Origin of the sequence: Ramlibacter sp., from assembly GCF_036676645.1 — a bacterium.
Classification (GTDB): Bacteria; Pseudomonadota; Gammaproteobacteria; order Burkholderiales; family Burkholderiaceae_C; genus Ramlibacter.
Genome location: NZ_JAKFCM010000117.1, coordinates 1 through 13,601, shown reverse-complemented (window position 1 = coordinate 13,601; position 13,601 = coordinate 1). Strand labels below are relative to the sequence as shown.

14 protein-coding genes are annotated in these 13,601 nt (G+C 72.6%); 5 read left to right on the top strand and 9 right to left on the bottom strand.

Translation table 11 applies throughout. The annotated features are described in order from the left end of the window. Positions 1-6: 6 nt before the first annotated feature. Positions 7-1,359, bottom strand: coding sequence for an NAD(P)/FAD-dependent oxidoreductase (locus V6M57_RS18455; protein WP_332816466.1), 1,353 nt, complete (start codon positions 1,357-1,359; stop codon positions 7-9). Positions 1,360-1,489: 130 nt separating this feature from the next. Between V6M57_RS18455 and V6M57_RS18450 the strand changes: the two genes are divergently transcribed. Beyond that, entirely contained in the window at positions 1,490-1,708 is a 219-nt protein-coding gene (locus V6M57_RS18450) for a DUF3606 domain-containing protein (protein ID WP_332816465.1), read from the top strand. 14 nt (positions 1,709-1,722) lie between these two features. Here the strand turns inward: V6M57_RS18450 and pyrF are convergent, their stop codons facing one another. After that, complete coding sequence (gene pyrF, locus V6M57_RS18445) at positions 1,723-2,547, bottom strand: orotidine-5'-phosphate decarboxylase (protein ID WP_332816464.1); 825 nt, start codon at positions 2,545-2,547, stop codon at positions 1,723-1,725. A 73-nt stretch (positions 2,548-2,620) separates the two neighbouring features. Between pyrF and V6M57_RS18440 the strand changes: the two genes are divergently transcribed. Next, entirely contained in the window at positions 2,621-3,508 is an 888-nt protein-coding gene (locus tag V6M57_RS18440; RefSeq protein WP_332816463.1) for a DMT family transporter, read from the top strand. A gap of 6 nt (positions 3,509-3,514) precedes the next feature. Here the strand turns inward: V6M57_RS18440 and V6M57_RS18435 are convergent, their stop codons facing one another. Beyond that, complete coding sequence (locus V6M57_RS18435) at positions 3,515-4,354, bottom strand: M48 family metallopeptidase (RefSeq protein ID WP_332816462.1); 840 nt, start codon at positions 4,352-4,354, stop codon at positions 3,515-3,517. 82 nt (positions 4,355-4,436) lie between these two features. Between V6M57_RS18435 and V6M57_RS18430 the strand changes: the two genes are divergently transcribed. Further along, the gene (locus V6M57_RS18430) at positions 4,437-5,756 is read left to right on the top strand and encodes an AmpG family muropeptide MFS transporter (RefSeq protein WP_442968851.1); all 1,320 of its coding nucleotides are present in this window, start codon (positions 4,437-4,439) and stop codon (positions 5,754-5,756) included. Positions 5,757-5,869: 113 nt separating this feature from the next. Here the strand turns inward: V6M57_RS18430 and V6M57_RS18425 are convergent, their stop codons facing one another. After that, positions 5,870-7,339, bottom strand: coding sequence for a class I adenylate-forming enzyme family protein (locus V6M57_RS18425; protein ID WP_332816460.1), 1,470 nt, complete (start codon positions 7,337-7,339; stop codon positions 5,870-5,872). A gap of 90 nt (positions 7,340-7,429) precedes the next feature. On the opposite strand from V6M57_RS18425, the gene V6M57_RS18420 reads away from it, so the two are divergent. Beyond that, the gene (locus V6M57_RS18420; protein ID WP_332816459.1) at positions 7,430-8,143 is read left to right on the top strand and encodes a response regulator transcription factor; all 714 of its coding nucleotides are present in this window, start codon (positions 7,430-7,432) and stop codon (positions 8,141-8,143) included. A 16-nt stretch (positions 8,144-8,159) separates the two neighbouring features. Further along, a complete protein-coding gene (locus V6M57_RS18415) occupies positions 8,160-9,356 on the top strand; it encodes a sensor histidine kinase (RefSeq protein WP_332816458.1) in 1,197 nt (398 codons plus the stop codon). 16 nt (positions 9,357-9,372) lie between these two features. On the opposite strand, the gene V6M57_RS18410 is transcribed toward V6M57_RS18415, so the two are convergent. The 5 genes from V6M57_RS18410 to V6M57_RS18390 form a co-directional block, all read right to left on the bottom strand. After that, complete coding sequence (locus tag V6M57_RS18410) at positions 9,373-10,581, bottom strand: YbfB/YjiJ family MFS transporter (RefSeq protein ID WP_332816457.1); 1,209 nt, start codon at positions 10,579-10,581, stop codon at positions 9,373-9,375. Between the two features lie 20 nt (positions 10,582-10,601). Next, on the bottom strand, positions 10,602-11,594 hold the full coding sequence (waaF, locus tag V6M57_RS18405; protein WP_332816456.1) for a lipopolysaccharide heptosyltransferase II: 993 nt from the start codon (positions 11,592-11,594) through the stop codon (positions 10,602-10,604). 112 nt (positions 11,595-11,706) lie between these two features. Then, positions 11,707-11,928 (bottom strand): zinc-finger domain-containing protein, encoded by a 222-nt coding sequence (locus V6M57_RS18400; protein ID WP_332816455.1) that lies wholly within the window; start codon positions 11,926-11,928, stop codon positions 11,707-11,709. Continuing rightward, the gene (locus V6M57_RS18395; protein ID WP_332816454.1) at positions 11,925-12,860 is read right to left on the bottom strand and encodes a branched-chain amino acid transaminase; all 936 of its coding nucleotides are present in this window, start codon (positions 12,858-12,860) and stop codon (positions 11,925-11,927) included. The genes V6M57_RS18400 and V6M57_RS18395 overlap by 4 nt, the downstream gene beginning before the upstream one ends. Before the next feature lie 36 nt (positions 12,861-12,896). Beyond that, positions 12,897-13,319: a glycerate kinase gene (locus V6M57_RS18390; protein WP_332816453.1), complete on the bottom strand. Its 423-nt coding sequence runs from the start codon at positions 13,317-13,319 to the stop codon at positions 12,897-12,899. Positions 13,320-13,601: the final 282 nt, after the last annotated feature.

Sequence of the window (13,601 nt, the reverse complement as noted above, 5' to 3'; positions counted from 1 at the left end):
TCAGCCTCAATCTGTTCGAGAAAGTGCCGTTGGGCCGCCTGCTGGGCGAGGTCGCCAGCTACGAAGAAAGCATGAACGGACCCGCCCAGCTCCAGCTGCTCTGAAATCTCCGGACACGCATGGCCTTGAGCCGCAATGACAGGGCCCGAGCAGCGCGTCGGCAATGCGGCTCGCCGTGCCGAGCGACTGCGTCAGGCCGAGGTGGCCGTGCCCGGTGGCGAGCCACAGGCCGGTGTGTCCCGGGGCCGGGCCGATCACCGGCACCGAGTCGGGCATGCAGGGGCGGTGGCCCATCCAGGTCTGCGCGGGCAGGTCCTGCAGGCCGCGGAAGCTCTCGCGCGCGATGCGGGCGAGCACGGCGGCGCGGCGCTCGTCCGGTGGTGCGGCCAGGCCGCCGATCTCCACCGTGCCGCCGATCCGCAGGCCCTCTTCCATCGGCGTGACGAACACCTTGCGGTCGGCCAGCACCACGGTGCGCGACACCGCCTCGCGGCCGCCGGCGAACTGCACGTGGTAGCCGCGCTGGCTCTCCAGCGCCAGCCGCACGCCCAGCGGCGCCAGCAGCCGGCCCGACCAGGCGCCGGCGGCGACCACGACATGGTCGAACTCGCGCCCCTGCGCCGCGCCGGCGGCACGCAGTTGCCAGCGCCCCTGCCGCTGCGCCAGGCCCGCCACCTCGGCACGCGCGATGCGCCCGCCGGCCGCCGCGAACGCGCGCGCCATCGCCTGCACGTAGCGCAAGGGGTCGAGGATGGTGGCGTGGCCGGCCAGGAACAGGCCGATCCGGTAGCGGTCCGACACGGCGGGCTCCAGCGCCTCGATGCCGGCCCGGTCGAGCCGTTCGACGCGATGGCCGGCGGCCTCGCGCAGGCGCCAGCCGGCGGCGTCCTTGGCCAGCGACGATTCTTCGGGATACAGGTGCAGGTGGCCGCGTCGCAGGAACAGCTCGGGCACGCCGAGTTCCCGGGTCATGGCTTCATGCGCCTCCAGCGCGCCGGCATTCAGCGCCGCCAGCCGGGCCGCCGAAGCCTGCACGACGGCGGGCCGCGCCGCGGCCACGAACCGCGCCAGCCACGGCAGCGCGCGCGGCGCGTAGCGCCAGGGCAGGTACAACGGGCTCGCGTCGTCCAGCATCATCCGCGGCACCGACGCCAGCACCCCGGGCATCGCCAGCGGCGCCACCGAGGACACGCTGATCGCGCCGGAATTGCCGGAGCTGCAGCCGCGGCCGGGCTCGTCGCGGTCGACCAGCAGCACCTGCGCGCCGCGCTTGCGCAAGGCCAGCGCGATGCTGGCGCCGACGATGCCGGCGCCGATCACGGCCACGGCGGGAGTGGAGTCGCCGGCGGGCCCGGGCATGCGTTCAGGAGGCGGGCGGCCGGCACCGGCCGCCCTCGAAGCTGGACAGGAGGGCGCGCGATGCCGGCCGCAGCCTACAGCCAGGCGTCGGCGGGTGCGCTAGCTTGACGGCTTCTGCACGGAGTTGCGAATGGCCCAGAACCCTGACCCCGGCGCGGCACCGGACCGCATCGACCTGAACGACCCGCAATCGCGCACGCGCTGGATGCGCGAGCTCGATTGCACCGAGGACCAGCTGCGCGAGGCCGTGCGCGCCGTCGGCTCCCGGGCGTCCGATGTCGAGCTGCACCTCAAGGGCGCCCGCAGCAGCACCAACGCCGACCGGGTGCACGAGGCCGGCAGCGGCTGAGGCCGGGGCCGCGCTCACGGCCGGGCCGAAGCCAGCAGGGCGCGCGTTCTCTGCGCCTCGGCGCGGGCGGCCTGCGCGAAGTCCTCGCCCGACGAGGCATAGAGGATGGCGCGCGAGGAATTCACGACGATCGGCGCATCCGGCCGCCAGCCCGCGCGCACCGTCGCCGCCGCGTCGCCTCCCTGGGCGCCGACCCCGGGGATCAGCAGCGGTACGGTGGGCGCCAGCGCACGCACCCGCTCGATCTCGGCCGGGTAGGTCGCGCCCACCACCAGCCCCAGCTGCCCGTTGAGATTCCAGGGCCCTTGCGCCAGTCGCGCCAGGTGCTCGTACAGCCGCGGCTCGCCGTCCACGCCGGCCAGCCGCTGGTTCTGCAGGTCGTCGCCGCCCGGGTTGGACGTGCGGCACAGCAGGAAGGCGCCCTTGCCCTCGTACTTCAGGTAGGGCTGGACCGAATCGAAGCCCATGAAGGGGGACAGCGTCACCGCGTCGGCGCCATAGCGCCCGAACGCCTCCACCGCGTACTGCTCGGCGGTGGAGCCGATGTCGCCGCGTTTCGCATCCAGGATCACCGGCACCTGCGGCGCCGCCTGGCGCATTTGGGCGATCAGCTGCTCCAGCTGCGCTTCGGCGCGGTGCGCCGCGAAGTAGGCGATCTGCGGCTTGAAGGCGATCACCAGGTCGGCGGTGGCGTCGACGATGCGGGCGCAGAACTCGAAGATGCGGGCCGGGTCGCCGCGCCAGCTGCCGGGAAATCGCTTCGGTTCCGGATCGAGCCCGACGCACAGCATCGAGTCGTTGCGCCGCTGCGCGCCCTGCAGCATCTCGAGGAAGGTCATGGACGGGAATTGTAGGGAGCGGGTGTGGCCGGGCATCGCGCCGCGCCCACGCCCAGCGCCGACAATCCGCCCCATGCAAAAACTCAGCCGCCAGCAGCTGGTCGTCCTGGTGCTCCTGACCCTCGCCTGGGGCGTGAACTGGCCGGTGATGAAGCTGGGCGTGACCCACTATCCGCCGCTGACCTTCCGCGCCGTCTCGATCTGGCTCGGCCTGCCGATCCTGGCTGCGACGCTGGTGTTCGCCAAGGTGCCGTTCTCCATCCCGCGCCGGTACTGGCCGGAGCTGCTGTGGCTGTCGGCCACCAACATGTTCGTCTGGCACGCCTGCATCATCCTGGCCGTGCAGACCCTCTCCAGCGGTCGCGCGGCCATCCTGGGCTACACCATGCCGATCTTCTCGGCGGTGATCGGCTCGCTGCTGTTCCATAGCGCGCTGTCGCGGCGCGGCTGGATCGGCGTCAGCGCCGCCACCGTGGGCGTGGCCTTGCTGCTGTGGCACGAACTGACGCAGCTGGCGGGCCGCCCGCTGGGGGTGCTGCTGGCGCTGTTCTCGGCCGCCAGCTGGGCCCTGGGCACCCAGTTGCTGAGGCGCACGAGGATCGAAGTGCCGACCCTCACCCTGTCGTTCTGGATGATCGCGCTGACGGCGGTGGTGATGGGCGTGCTGTCGGTGCTGTTCGAGCGCCACCAGTGGGCCGTGCCGGACGCCGCCGCCACCTGGACCATCGCCTTCAACGCGATCGTGATCTGCGGCCTGTCCCAGGCCGCCTGGTTCTACCTGGCGCGTGGCCTGCCGCCGGTGGCCTCGACGCTGAGCGTGATGTTCATCCCGGTGCTGGGCGTATTCATCGGCGCGCTGTGGCTGGGCGAAGTGCTGCACTGGCAGGACTTCGCCGCCGTGGTGCTGATGGTGGTGGCGATCGCCTCGGTGCTGTGGCCCGCGCGGCCACGGGCGGCCTGATCGCGGTCAGCGGCGGCTGGCCACCGCCTGCTGGTACAGGCCGCTCACCCGCGGAATGTTCTCGCGCAGGCGCGCCAGCCGGTCGGGGCCGGTCGGGTGGGTGGACAGGAAGGCCGGTCCCTGGTTGCCACCCGAGGCACGGCCCATCTTCTCCCACAGCGCCACGGCCGCCTGCGGCACATAGGCGGCCCGGGCGCCCATTTCCAGGCCGATCAGGTCGGCCTCGATCTCGTCCTCGCGCGAAAAGCGCAGCGTGAGCAGCTGGGTGCCGATGCTGGCGGCGACGTCGCCCAGCTGGCCCAGGCCGAACAGCTGCGCGCCGAGCGACAGCAGCGCGCCGGTGCCCTGCTCCTTGGCGATGCGGGCGCGCGCATGCTCGCGCACCGCGTGCGCGATCTCGTGGCCGATCACCATCGCCGCTTCGTCGTCGGTGAGCTGCAACTGCTCCAGGATGCCGGTGAACACGGCGATCTTGCCGCCCGGCATGCAGAAGGCGTTGATCTGCTTGCTGCCGATCAGGTTGACTTCCCAGCGCCAGCTGCGCGCGCGGTCGTTCCAGCGCAGGCTGTGCGGGATCAGGCGGCTGGCGACGTGCCGCAGGCGCTGCAGCTGCGGATGGCTCTCCGGCGCCAGCGCGCCCTGCTGGCGGGCCTGCGCCATCATCTGCGAGTACTGCTGCGAGGCGGCGGCCTCGATCTCGTCGGCCGGCACCAGGCCGCGCACGCGCGAGGGCGGTCCGACGTCGACCTGCGCCAGCGCAGGCGTCGCGGCCGCGGCGCCCACCAGCGCCAGGAAGCCGCGCCGCTGCATAGTCGTCGAGGTCCGCGCGTAGCACAGCTGGCACATGGAACAATATTAGAACCAATCGGTCGAGCCAATGTCAGACGAGACCCCCACCGTGCCTCGGACGAGCCGCCCAGCGGGCTGGATGGCCAGCCTGAAGGTGTACCTGGAGCCGGCCGCGCTGCGCATGCTGGCACTCGGCTTCTCCGCCGGGCTGCCGCTGCTGCTGGTGCTGGGCACGCTCAGCTTCCGCCTGCGCGAGGCCGGCGTCGACCTCGCCACCATCGGCTACCTGTCCTGGGTCGGCCTCGCCTACGCCTTCAAGTGGGCGTGGGCGCCGCTGGTCGATCGGCTGCCGCTGCCGCTGCTCACGCGCCTGCTCGGGCGCCGGCGCAGCTGGCTGCTGGCCTCGCAGCTGGCCATCGTCGCCGGGCTGGCCGGCATGGCCTGGTTCGACCCGCAGGTGGACCGCACGGTGGTCGCGCTGTGCGCGCTGGGGGTGGCGTTCGCCTCGGCCACGCAGGACATCGCGCTGGACGCCTTCCGCATCGAGTCGGCCGAGGCCCGGCGCCAGGGCGCGCTGGCCGCCACCTACCAGGCCGGCTACCGGCTGGCGATGATCTGGGCCGGCGCCGGCGTGTTCTGGATCGCCGCCCAGGCCGAGGCGCCGGGCCTGGCCGGCTACCAGCACGCCGCCTGGCGCACCGCCTACCTGGCGATGGCGGCCTCGATGGCGGTGGGCGTGCTCACCGTGCTGTTCTCGCCCGAGCCGCTGCGTCGCGAGCTGCCGCCGGCGCGCGATGCCGCCCAGTGGCTGCGCGAGACGGTGGTCGAGCCCTTCGCCGACTTCCTGCGCCGCTACGGCACCCATGCCGTGCTGGTGCTGGCGCTGATCGCGGTCTACCGGATCAGCGACGTGGTGATGGGCATCATGGCCAACCCGTTCTATGCCGACATGGGCTACACGAAAGCGGAAGTCGCCAACATCACCAAGGTGTTCGGCGTGGCCATGACCCTGCTGGGCACTTTCGTCGGCGGCGTGCTGGCGCTGCGCCTGGGCGTGATGCGGGTGATGATGCTGGGCGCGGTGCTCAGCGCCGCCAGCAACCTGCTGTTCGCCTGGCTGGCCTCGCGGGGGCACGACGTGCGCTCGCTGGTGCTGGTGATCTCGGCCGACAACCTGTCGTCCGGCATCGCCTCGGCCGCCTTCATCGCCTACCTGTCGGGACTGACCAACGTCAACTACTCGGCCACGCAGTACGCGCTCTTCAGCTCCATGATGCTGCTGCTGCCCAAATGGCTGGCCGGCTTCTCGGGCACGTTCGTGGAGCACTTCGGCTACGCGAACTTCTTCACCTCCACGGCCGCCCTGGGAGCGCCGGTGCTGCTGCTGGTGTGGCTGGCCTCGCGCATGCAGGCGGTGCGCGAGCCGGCCATGGCGGCAGACATGTCCTTGCGGCCTTGAGCCGCAATCCATCGCCCGCCGCCTGAATCCGCTTGCACGTGTTCACGCGGCGGGCGATGGGTCCCGGCTTTCGCCCGGGATGACACCCTGGGCAGCGCCGCGCTGGCCGACGATCACGGGTCCAGCAGTGCCGCCAGCGCCTGCCGCCGCACCTTGCCCAGCGCGGTCTTCGGCAGCGCCTCCAGCCGCACGCAATGGCGCGGCAGCTTGTAGCGCGCCACCCGCGCGGCCAGGTGGGCACGCAACTCCTCGTCGCTGGCCTGGGCGCCGGGCCGCAGCACCAGCGCCACCGCCACCGCCTCGCCCCATTGCGGGTCGGGCACGCCGAAGGCGGCGCACTCCAGCACCGCCGGGTGCTCGGCCAGCGGCCCTTCGATCTCGGCCGGGTGGATGTTCTCGCCGCCCGAGATGATCAGGTCCCTGGAGCGGCCCACGATGGCGTAGCTGCCGTCGACCGCCTGCTTGGCCAGGTCCCCGGTGCGGAACCAGCCGTCGGCATCGCGCGCCGGCAGGTCCGGCCAGTAGCGCTGCACCACGTTGGCCGCGCGCACCCACAGCTCGCCCGTGCCGCGCTGCACGTCGGCCAGCCGCACCTCCACGCCGGCCGGCGGCCAGCCGCAGGAGCCGACGTGGTCGAACGCGTGTTCCGGCGGCAGCGCGATCGAGAACGGGCCGGTCTCGGTCGAGCCGTAGACGTTGCACACCGGCAGCCCGCGCGCATGGAAGGCCTGCACCAGCGGCGCCGGGAGCAGGCTGGAGCCGGCCCAGACCGCGCGCAGGCACGCCAGGTCGGCCACGGCCCATCGCGGATGCTCGGCCAGCGCCTTCATCGTCGCCGGCACCTGCAGCGTCAGCGTCGGCCGGTGGCGGCCGATCGCCTCGAAGGTGGCTTCCGGCGTGAAGCGCGGCAACAGCACGACCTGCGCCCCGGCGTACAGGGCCGGCAGGGTCTGGATGCACAGCCCGCCGACGTGGAACAAGGGCAGCACCGTCAGCACGACATCGTCGGGCGTCATGCGCTGCGTCGTGGCGGCGATGCGCATGTTGGCGAGCAGGTTGGCCTGGGTGTGCACCGCCGCCTTGGGCCGGCTGGTGGTGCCGGAGGTGAACACCAGCAGCACCGGCGCACCGGGCGCGGCGTGGTCAGGGACTTCGCCTGCTTCCGCGTGCCGCAGCGAGGCGAGGTCGTGTACGCGCAGTCCACTGCGGCAAGCGAGTGCCTGCGCGGCGCTCGCGAACGCATCGTCGTGCACCAGATGGAGGGGCGTGCATTCGGCCAGCAGCGTCTCCCATTCGGCCGGCGCGAGCCGCACGTTCAGCGGCAGCAGCATGGCGCCGATGCGCGCCAGCGCGAACAGCAGCAGGACTTGCCCCGGGTGGTTCAACCCCAGCCAGGCGACGCGGTCGCCGGGCCGCACGCCCCACTCGTGCCACAGGCGGGCGGCCAGCGCACATGCGCCACGATCGAGATCGGCGCAGCGCAGGACCTGGCCTTCGAAATGCAGCGCCGGCGCATCCGGACGCGCCGCGGCGCGGGCGGCCAGCATGCCGGACAGCGTGTCGGAGTCGATGGCAGCATCCATTTACCTAACTTTACCGCTGCGACAAGCCCGCGTGCCGGCCCGTGCCGATGCTCGGAACCCAACGGCACTTGCGTGGCTACCATCGGCCCCATGCAGCAACTCCTGATGATCGAAGACGATGCGCGGCTGGCGCAGATGGTGGGGGAATACCTGGAGCGCTCCGGCTTCGGCGTGACGCAGGCGATGGATGCCAAGGCCGGCCTCGGGCTGCTGCAGGAGCCCGCCAGCGGCCGCCTGCCCGACCTGGTGATCCTGGACCTGATGCTGCCCGACCTGGACGGGCTGGAGGTGTGCCGCCGCATCCGCGCCATGCCCGGCGAGGCCGCGCGGGTGCCGGTGCTGATGCTCACCGCCAAGGGCGACCCGATGGACCGCATCGTCGGCCTGGAGCTGGGCGCCGACGACTACCTGCCCAAGCCCTTCGAGCCGCGCGAGCTGCTGGCGCGCATCCGCGCCGTGCTGCGCCGGCGCGGCGAGGCGGCGCCGCCGGCGGCGCGCCGCATGCAGTTCGGCTCGCTGGAGATCGACCGCGACGCGCGCACCGTCACCGTCGGCGGCGAGTTGCGCGAGCTGACCTCGTACCAGTTCGACCTGCTGGTGGCGCTGGCCGACCGCGCCGGCCGCGTGCTCACCCGCGACCAGATCATGGAAGCGGTGCGCGGCCGCGAGCTGGAGGCCTTCGACCGCTCGATCGACGTGCACATGGGCCGCATCCGCGCCGCCATCGAAGCCGACGTGAAGAACCCCAAGCGCATCGTCACCGTGCGCGGGGTCGGCTACGTCTTCGCCAAGCAGCAGGATTGATCCGCCGCGCCCGCCCGTGATCCTGCGCCTTCCCCTCTACCTGCGCATCTGGCTGGCGGTGATCGCCGCCGTGGCGGTGCTCACGCTGGTGTTCGGCGCGCTGTGGGAGGCGTACCGGGATTCGGTGCGCTCCGAGCAGGCCCCGCCGGCGCGCGAGATCGTGATCCGCGATGCCGCCGGCCGGGTGATCGGCCAGGGCGCGCTGCGCCGCGTGCCCTCGCCGGGTGCCGGTCCGGGCACGTTCGAGGGCGAAGTGGTGCTCCAGGATGGCCGCGGCATCACCGTCCAGGTGCCGCCGCGCCAGCGCCGCGCGGGCGAGGGCCCGGCGATGCTGCGGCCGTTCCCACCGCGCGGCCCGACCGGGCTGTTCTGGCTGCTGGGCATCGTGGCGCTGGCGGTGGTGCTGGGCAGCTACCCCGTCATCCGGCGGCTCACGCAGCGGCTGGAGAACCTGCGCCGCGGCGTCGAGCGCTGGGGCGAAGGCGACCTGTCGGCGCGCGCCGACGAAAGTGGCAGCGACGAGGTGGCCTTCCTGGCGCGCCGCTTCAACCACGCGGCCGAGCGCGTCGAGACCCTGATCGAGAGCCACAAGTCGCTGCTGGCCAACGCCTCGCACGAACTGCGCTCGCCGCTGGCGCGCATCCGCATGGGGATGGAGCTGATGGACGGCCCGCCCACGCCGGCGCAGCGGCAGGAAATCGTGCGCAACCTGGGCGAGCTGGACCAGCTGATCGACGAGATCCTGCTGGCCAGCCGGCTGGACGCGCGCGAGACCGACGTCGGCACCTTCGAGCCGGTCGACCTGACCGGGCTGGCGGCCGAGGAGTGCGCCCAGACCGGCGCCGACCTGTCGGCGCAGGCGGACGGCGGCGCGCTGACCGTGAACGGCGTGCCGCGCCTGCTGCGCCGCGCCATCCGCAACCTGCTGGAGAACGCGCGCCGCTACAGCCCCGGGCCGGTGGAAGTCGAGGTGCGGCGCGAGGGCCGCCAGGCCGTGCTGCGCGTGTGCGACCGCGGCCCGGGCGTGCCGCCCGACCAGTGCGAGCGCATCTTCGAGCCGTTCTACCGGCTGCCGGGTGCCAGCGAGCGTGAAGGCGGCGTGGGGCTGGGGCTGGCGCTGGTGCGCTCGATCGCCGGCCGGCACCACGGGACGGTGCACTGCGAGGGGCGCGAGGGCGGCGGGGCCTGCTTCGTGCTCAGGCTCCCGGCCTGATCCGGCACACGACGACTCACGGCCGGGCCCTGGCCGCCGGCGCCTGGTCGCCCACCGACGCGGACACCCGCCACAACCACGCGGCGCTGGCCAGCAGCACCGCCGCCCCGGCCTGCAGCGCGATGTCGAGGCCGTGCGCCGGCCACAGGCGCAGCAGCAGCGAGGAGGCCACCGGCCCGGCGATCTGGCCGGCGGCGAAGGCGGAGGTCATGCGGCTGACCAGCGCCGTCGCGTCGCCCGGCGCGCGCACCCGGATCTCCTGCACGCCGGCCAGCGTGACCACCATGAAGGTGCCGCCGACCAGCAGCGCCGACAGCGCGATCGTCCAGCCGTTGCGCCACAGGCTGGGCAGCAGCACGCCGACGCCCATCAGCGCATGCGAGGCCGACCACACCTGCAGCCGCGACGCGCGCCGCAGCAGCGCCGCCGCGACCACGGCGGACAGGGCCCCGGTCACGCCGAAGGCCGGCCAGGCCAGCCCGAACAGCCGCGGGTCCTCGACCACCGAGCGCGCCATCACCGGCAGGAAGGTGGCCGGCAGGATGTAGCCGAAGCCGAACAGGGCATAGCACCCCACGAGGCCGCGGCTGCCCGGCGGCATGGCGACAGCGGACGCCCGGCTGCCGCGGGCAGCGGCCGGCAGCGGCGACAAGCGCGCCAGCACCCACAGCACCGGCAGCACCAGCAGCAAGGCCATCGCCCCGAGTTGCAGCCACAGGCTGCCGGGCGCGGCGCCGGCGGACGCGCCGGCCAGGCAATACAGGCCGGCCAGCGCGATCCCGGTGCCGACCCCGGCATAGAACACGCTGCTCCAGGCGCCCGCGCCCTGGCGGGCCAGCGCCGTCAGGCACCAGACGCTGGTCGCGATGAAGGCCCAGGCGCTGGCCACGCCGGCCAGCAGCCGCAGCGCCGGCCACCAGCCCGCCGGCCCTTCGAAGGCCATCGCGGCGGTGAGCAGCACGGTCGCCAGCAGGGCGACCACGGCCAGCCGCGGTGCCGACCGGCCCAGGCGGGCCGCCGTGACGCCGCCCAGCAGGTAGCCCGCGTAGTTGGCCGCGGCCAGCCAGCCGCCGCCGGCGACATCGATCTGCCCCGCCTGCACCATCAGCGGCAGCAGCGGCGTGAAGGCGAAGCGGCCGATGCCCATGGCCACCGCCAGCGACAGCAGCCCGGCCGCGCCGATGGCCCAGGCGGGCGGATCGGCGTGCGGCGTCGGCAGGGTCATGGCCGTCGTGCGCCTGCCGCTCAGAACCGGTCCAGCAGCGCGGCGACCCGCTGCGGCGCGAGGTCGCGCAGGCAGCGGTGGTGCCCCAGCGGGCACTCGCGGGCGAAGCACGGCGCGCAATCCAGCGGCGGCTGGTAGTGCGGATCGTCCTTCAGCCAGAGCACCCGCGCGCGCTCGTTCAGGGGCGGCGTGTGCAGCGGGCTGGACGACCCGAACAGCGCCACCTGCGGCACGCCGAAGGCGGCGGCCACGTGCATCAGGCCGGAGTCGTTGCTGACCACGGCGCGGGCGGCGGCGATCAGGGCGAAGGCCTGCGCCAGCGAGGTCCTGCCGGCCAGGTTGCGGGCGTTGCGGGGCGAACCGGCGGCGACCGCGTCGCACACCGGCGCGTCCTTGCCGGAGCCGAGCAGCAGCACCGGCTGCTGCTGGCTGGCGGCCAGCGCGGCGTAGTGTTCGGCCGGCCAGCGCTTGGACGGCCCGAACTCGGCGCCCGGGGCGAAAACGAGATAGCCGCCGCGCGCCAGGCCTTGCGAGGCCAGGACCTCGTCGATGGCCGGCGCCGCCAGGTGCAGCGCCGGGCGGTCCTGCTCCAGGCCCTCGCGCTCGCCGCCCAGAGCGGAATAGAAGGCCACCATCGGCGGCTTGCCCCGCGGGTTGGGCAGGCGCTGGGTCAGGACGCCGAGGCGTGCCTCGCCCGCATAGCCGATCCGGCGCGGGATGCCGGCCAGCCAGGGCAGCAGTGCGCTCTTGAAGGAGTTGGGCAGCACGTACGCGGATTCGAAGCGCCCGCGCAGCTCGCGCCCGAGCCGGCGGCGCGCGGCCCATTGCAGGCCGCCATGCCGGAAGGGGAGTTCGATGACCTCGTCCACCTGCGGCATGGCGCGGTAGACCGGCGCCACCCAGGGCACCGCGCCGACTGCCAGCCGCTCACCGCGCGCGTGCAGACGCCGCAGCAGCGGCTCGGTCATCACCGCATCGCCGATCCATTGCGGCGCGATAACCAGGGAGTTCATGGGCGGGCGCCGCGTCCGAATGCCATTTCCAGTGCCACCGCGGAACCGGCTTTGCCGGGCCGCTGGTGGCGCCCCTCGAGGGGGAGCGGCCGCCAGGCCGCTTCCGGGTGGATCAATGCCCGCCGCCGACCTGCTCGCCTTCGCGGAGTTTGTAGATCGTGCCGCAATACGCGCACCGGGCCTCGCCGGTGTGGGCGATGTCCAGGAACACGCGCGGGTGGTTGTTCCACAGCTTCATGCCCGCCACCGGGCTGGGACAGAAGATGCCGCCGTTGCCGTTGAGGTCGCTGGCGCGCAGCTCGATCACGGTTTCCTTCCTGGCGGGCGCGTTCATACCTTGGCCAGCCAGTGCGCGTACTTCGGGTTGCGGCCATTCACGATGTCGAAGAAGGCCGACTGGATCTTCTCGGTGACCGGGCCGCGCTGGCCGGCGCCGATCTGCACCCGGTCCAGTTCGCGGATCGGCGTGACCTCCGCCGCGGTGCCGGAGAAGAAGCACTCGTCGGCGATGTAGACCTCGTCGCGGGTGATGCGCTTTTGCACCAGCTCGATGCCGAGGTCCTTGCAGATGTGCAGCACGGTGTTGCGGGTGATGCCGTTGAGCGCACCGGCCGACAGGTCGGGTGTGTAGACCACGCCGTCCTTGACGATGAACACGTTCTCGCCGGCGCCCTCGCTGACGAAGCCGGCGCTGTCCAGCAGCAGGGCCTCGTCGTAGCCGTCGTCCAGCGCCTCCATGTTGGCCAGGATCGAGTTGCTGTAGTTGCTCACCGCCTTGGCCTGCGTCATCGTGATGTTGACGTGGTGGCGGGTGTAGCTGGAGGTCTTGACGCGGATGCCGCGCTGCATGCCCTCTTCGCCCAGGTAGGCACCCCAGGCCCAGGCCGCCACCATCAGGTGGATGCGGTTGCCGCGCGGCGACACGCCCAGCTTCTGCGAGCCGATCCAGGTGAGCGGCCGGATGTAGCAGCTCTTGAGGCCGTTGGCGCGCACCACCGCCTTCTGCGCCTCGTTGACCTGCTCCCTGGAGAACGGCAGCTCCATGCGCAGGATCTTGGCGCTGTTGAACAGGCGGTCGGTGTGCTCCTGCAGCCGGAAGATGGCGGTGCCGTTCACCGTGTCGTAGGCGCGCAGGCCCTCGAAGGCGCCGCAGCCGTAGTGCAGGGTGTGGGTCAGCACGTGGATCCTGGCGTCGCGCCACTCCACCATCTCGCCGTCCATCCAGATCTTGCCGTCGCGATCGGCCATGGAAGCTAGTGCGCTCATGTCTTTGTCCTTGGACTGGGAAGCAAACCGGGGATTTTACTGAGGCGTCCCGCCCGGCTCGTCCGCGGGGCCGGATGGCCGTTCCAGCGTCCATCGGGCCAGCTTGCCCTGCTCGAATTCGCAGGTGACGCGCGCGCCGGAGCCATCGGTCCAGCGGAACACCTCGGGCTGCTGCTCGCGCGGGCTGAGTTGTTCGCCCAGCGCGCGGGCCAGCCCGATCACGTGCAGCAGGGTCAGATTGGGCTGCAGCTTCGCGTTGAGCATCACCGCGCTGCCGACGTAGCCGATCGGCTGGTCGGCGGCCCGCCGCAGCACCTGGGACAGGCGGGTGAAGTGCAGCAGGACCCACATCAGCAGGCCGCCGACCACCAGGGCCACCCCGGGCCAGCCGAAACTTCGCCAGCCGAACGCCACCAGCGCGGCGCCGGCGATGGGGATGAGGATGCGCTGCCAGTTCATGCCGGGATTGTCGCGGCATGGGGAACCCGCGCTGCTGCTGGACACACCGGTTTTCGCCGGGCAACGGGACTGTGCCATTGCGGCCTCGAGGAGCCTGCCCCGGCTCGATCCGGGGCAATCCATCTCCCGCAGTCGGTTCAGCGCCGGGTGATGGATGCCGGTGAGTTCAACCGGTCAGCGCAACGCTTGCCGCCAATTTATCAGCCGGTGTGATGTAGCCGAGGGTCTTGCGTGGTCGAGTGTTGAGCTTGGTGGCTATGACGTTCAGCTGCCGCTGGCTGA

Coding starts and splice junctions, on each gene's coding strand:
- V6M57_RS18455 (WP_332816466.1), bottom strand. CDS start 1,359: ATGCCCGGGCCCGCCGGCGACTCCACTCCCGCCGTGGCCGTGATCGGC.
- V6M57_RS18450 (WP_332816465.1), top strand. CDS start 1,490: ATGGCCCAGAACCCTGACCCCGGCGCGGCACCGGACCGCATCGACCTG.
- pyrF (WP_332816464.1), bottom strand. CDS start 2,547: ATGACCTTCCTCGAGATGCTGCAGGGCGCGCAGCGGCGCAACGACTCG.
- V6M57_RS18440 (WP_332816463.1), top strand. CDS start 2,621: ATGCAAAAACTCAGCCGCCAGCAGCTGGTCGTCCTGGTGCTCCTGACC.
- V6M57_RS18435 (WP_332816462.1), bottom strand. CDS start 4,354: ATGTGCCAGCTGTGCTACGCGCGGACCTCGACGACTATGCAGCGGCGC.
- V6M57_RS18430 (WP_442968851.1), top strand. CDS start 4,437: ATGGCCAGCCTGAAGGTGTACCTGGAGCCGGCCGCGCTGCGCATGCTG.
- V6M57_RS18425 (WP_332816460.1), bottom strand. CDS start 7,339: ATGGATGCTGCCATCGACTCCGACACGCTGTCCGGCATGCTGGCCGCC.
- V6M57_RS18420 (WP_332816459.1), top strand. CDS start 7,430: ATGCAGCAACTCCTGATGATCGAAGACGATGCGCGGCTGGCGCAGATG.
- V6M57_RS18410 (WP_332816457.1), bottom strand. CDS start 10,581: ATGACCCTGCCGACGCCGCACGCCGATCCGCCCGCCTGGGCCATCGGC.
- waaF (WP_332816456.1), bottom strand. CDS start 11,594: ATGAACTCCCTGGTTATCGCGCCGCAATGGATCGGCGATGCGGTGATG.
- V6M57_RS18400 (WP_332816455.1), bottom strand. CDS start 11,928: ATGAACGCGCCCGCCAGGAAGGAAACCGTGATCGAGCTGCGCGCCAGC.
- V6M57_RS18395 (WP_332816454.1), bottom strand. CDS start 12,860: ATGAGCGCACTAGCTTCCATGGCCGATCGCGACGGCAAGATCTGGATG.
- V6M57_RS18390 (WP_332816453.1), bottom strand. CDS start 13,319: ATGAACTGGCAGCGCATCCTCATCCCCATCGCCGGCGCCGCGCTGGTG.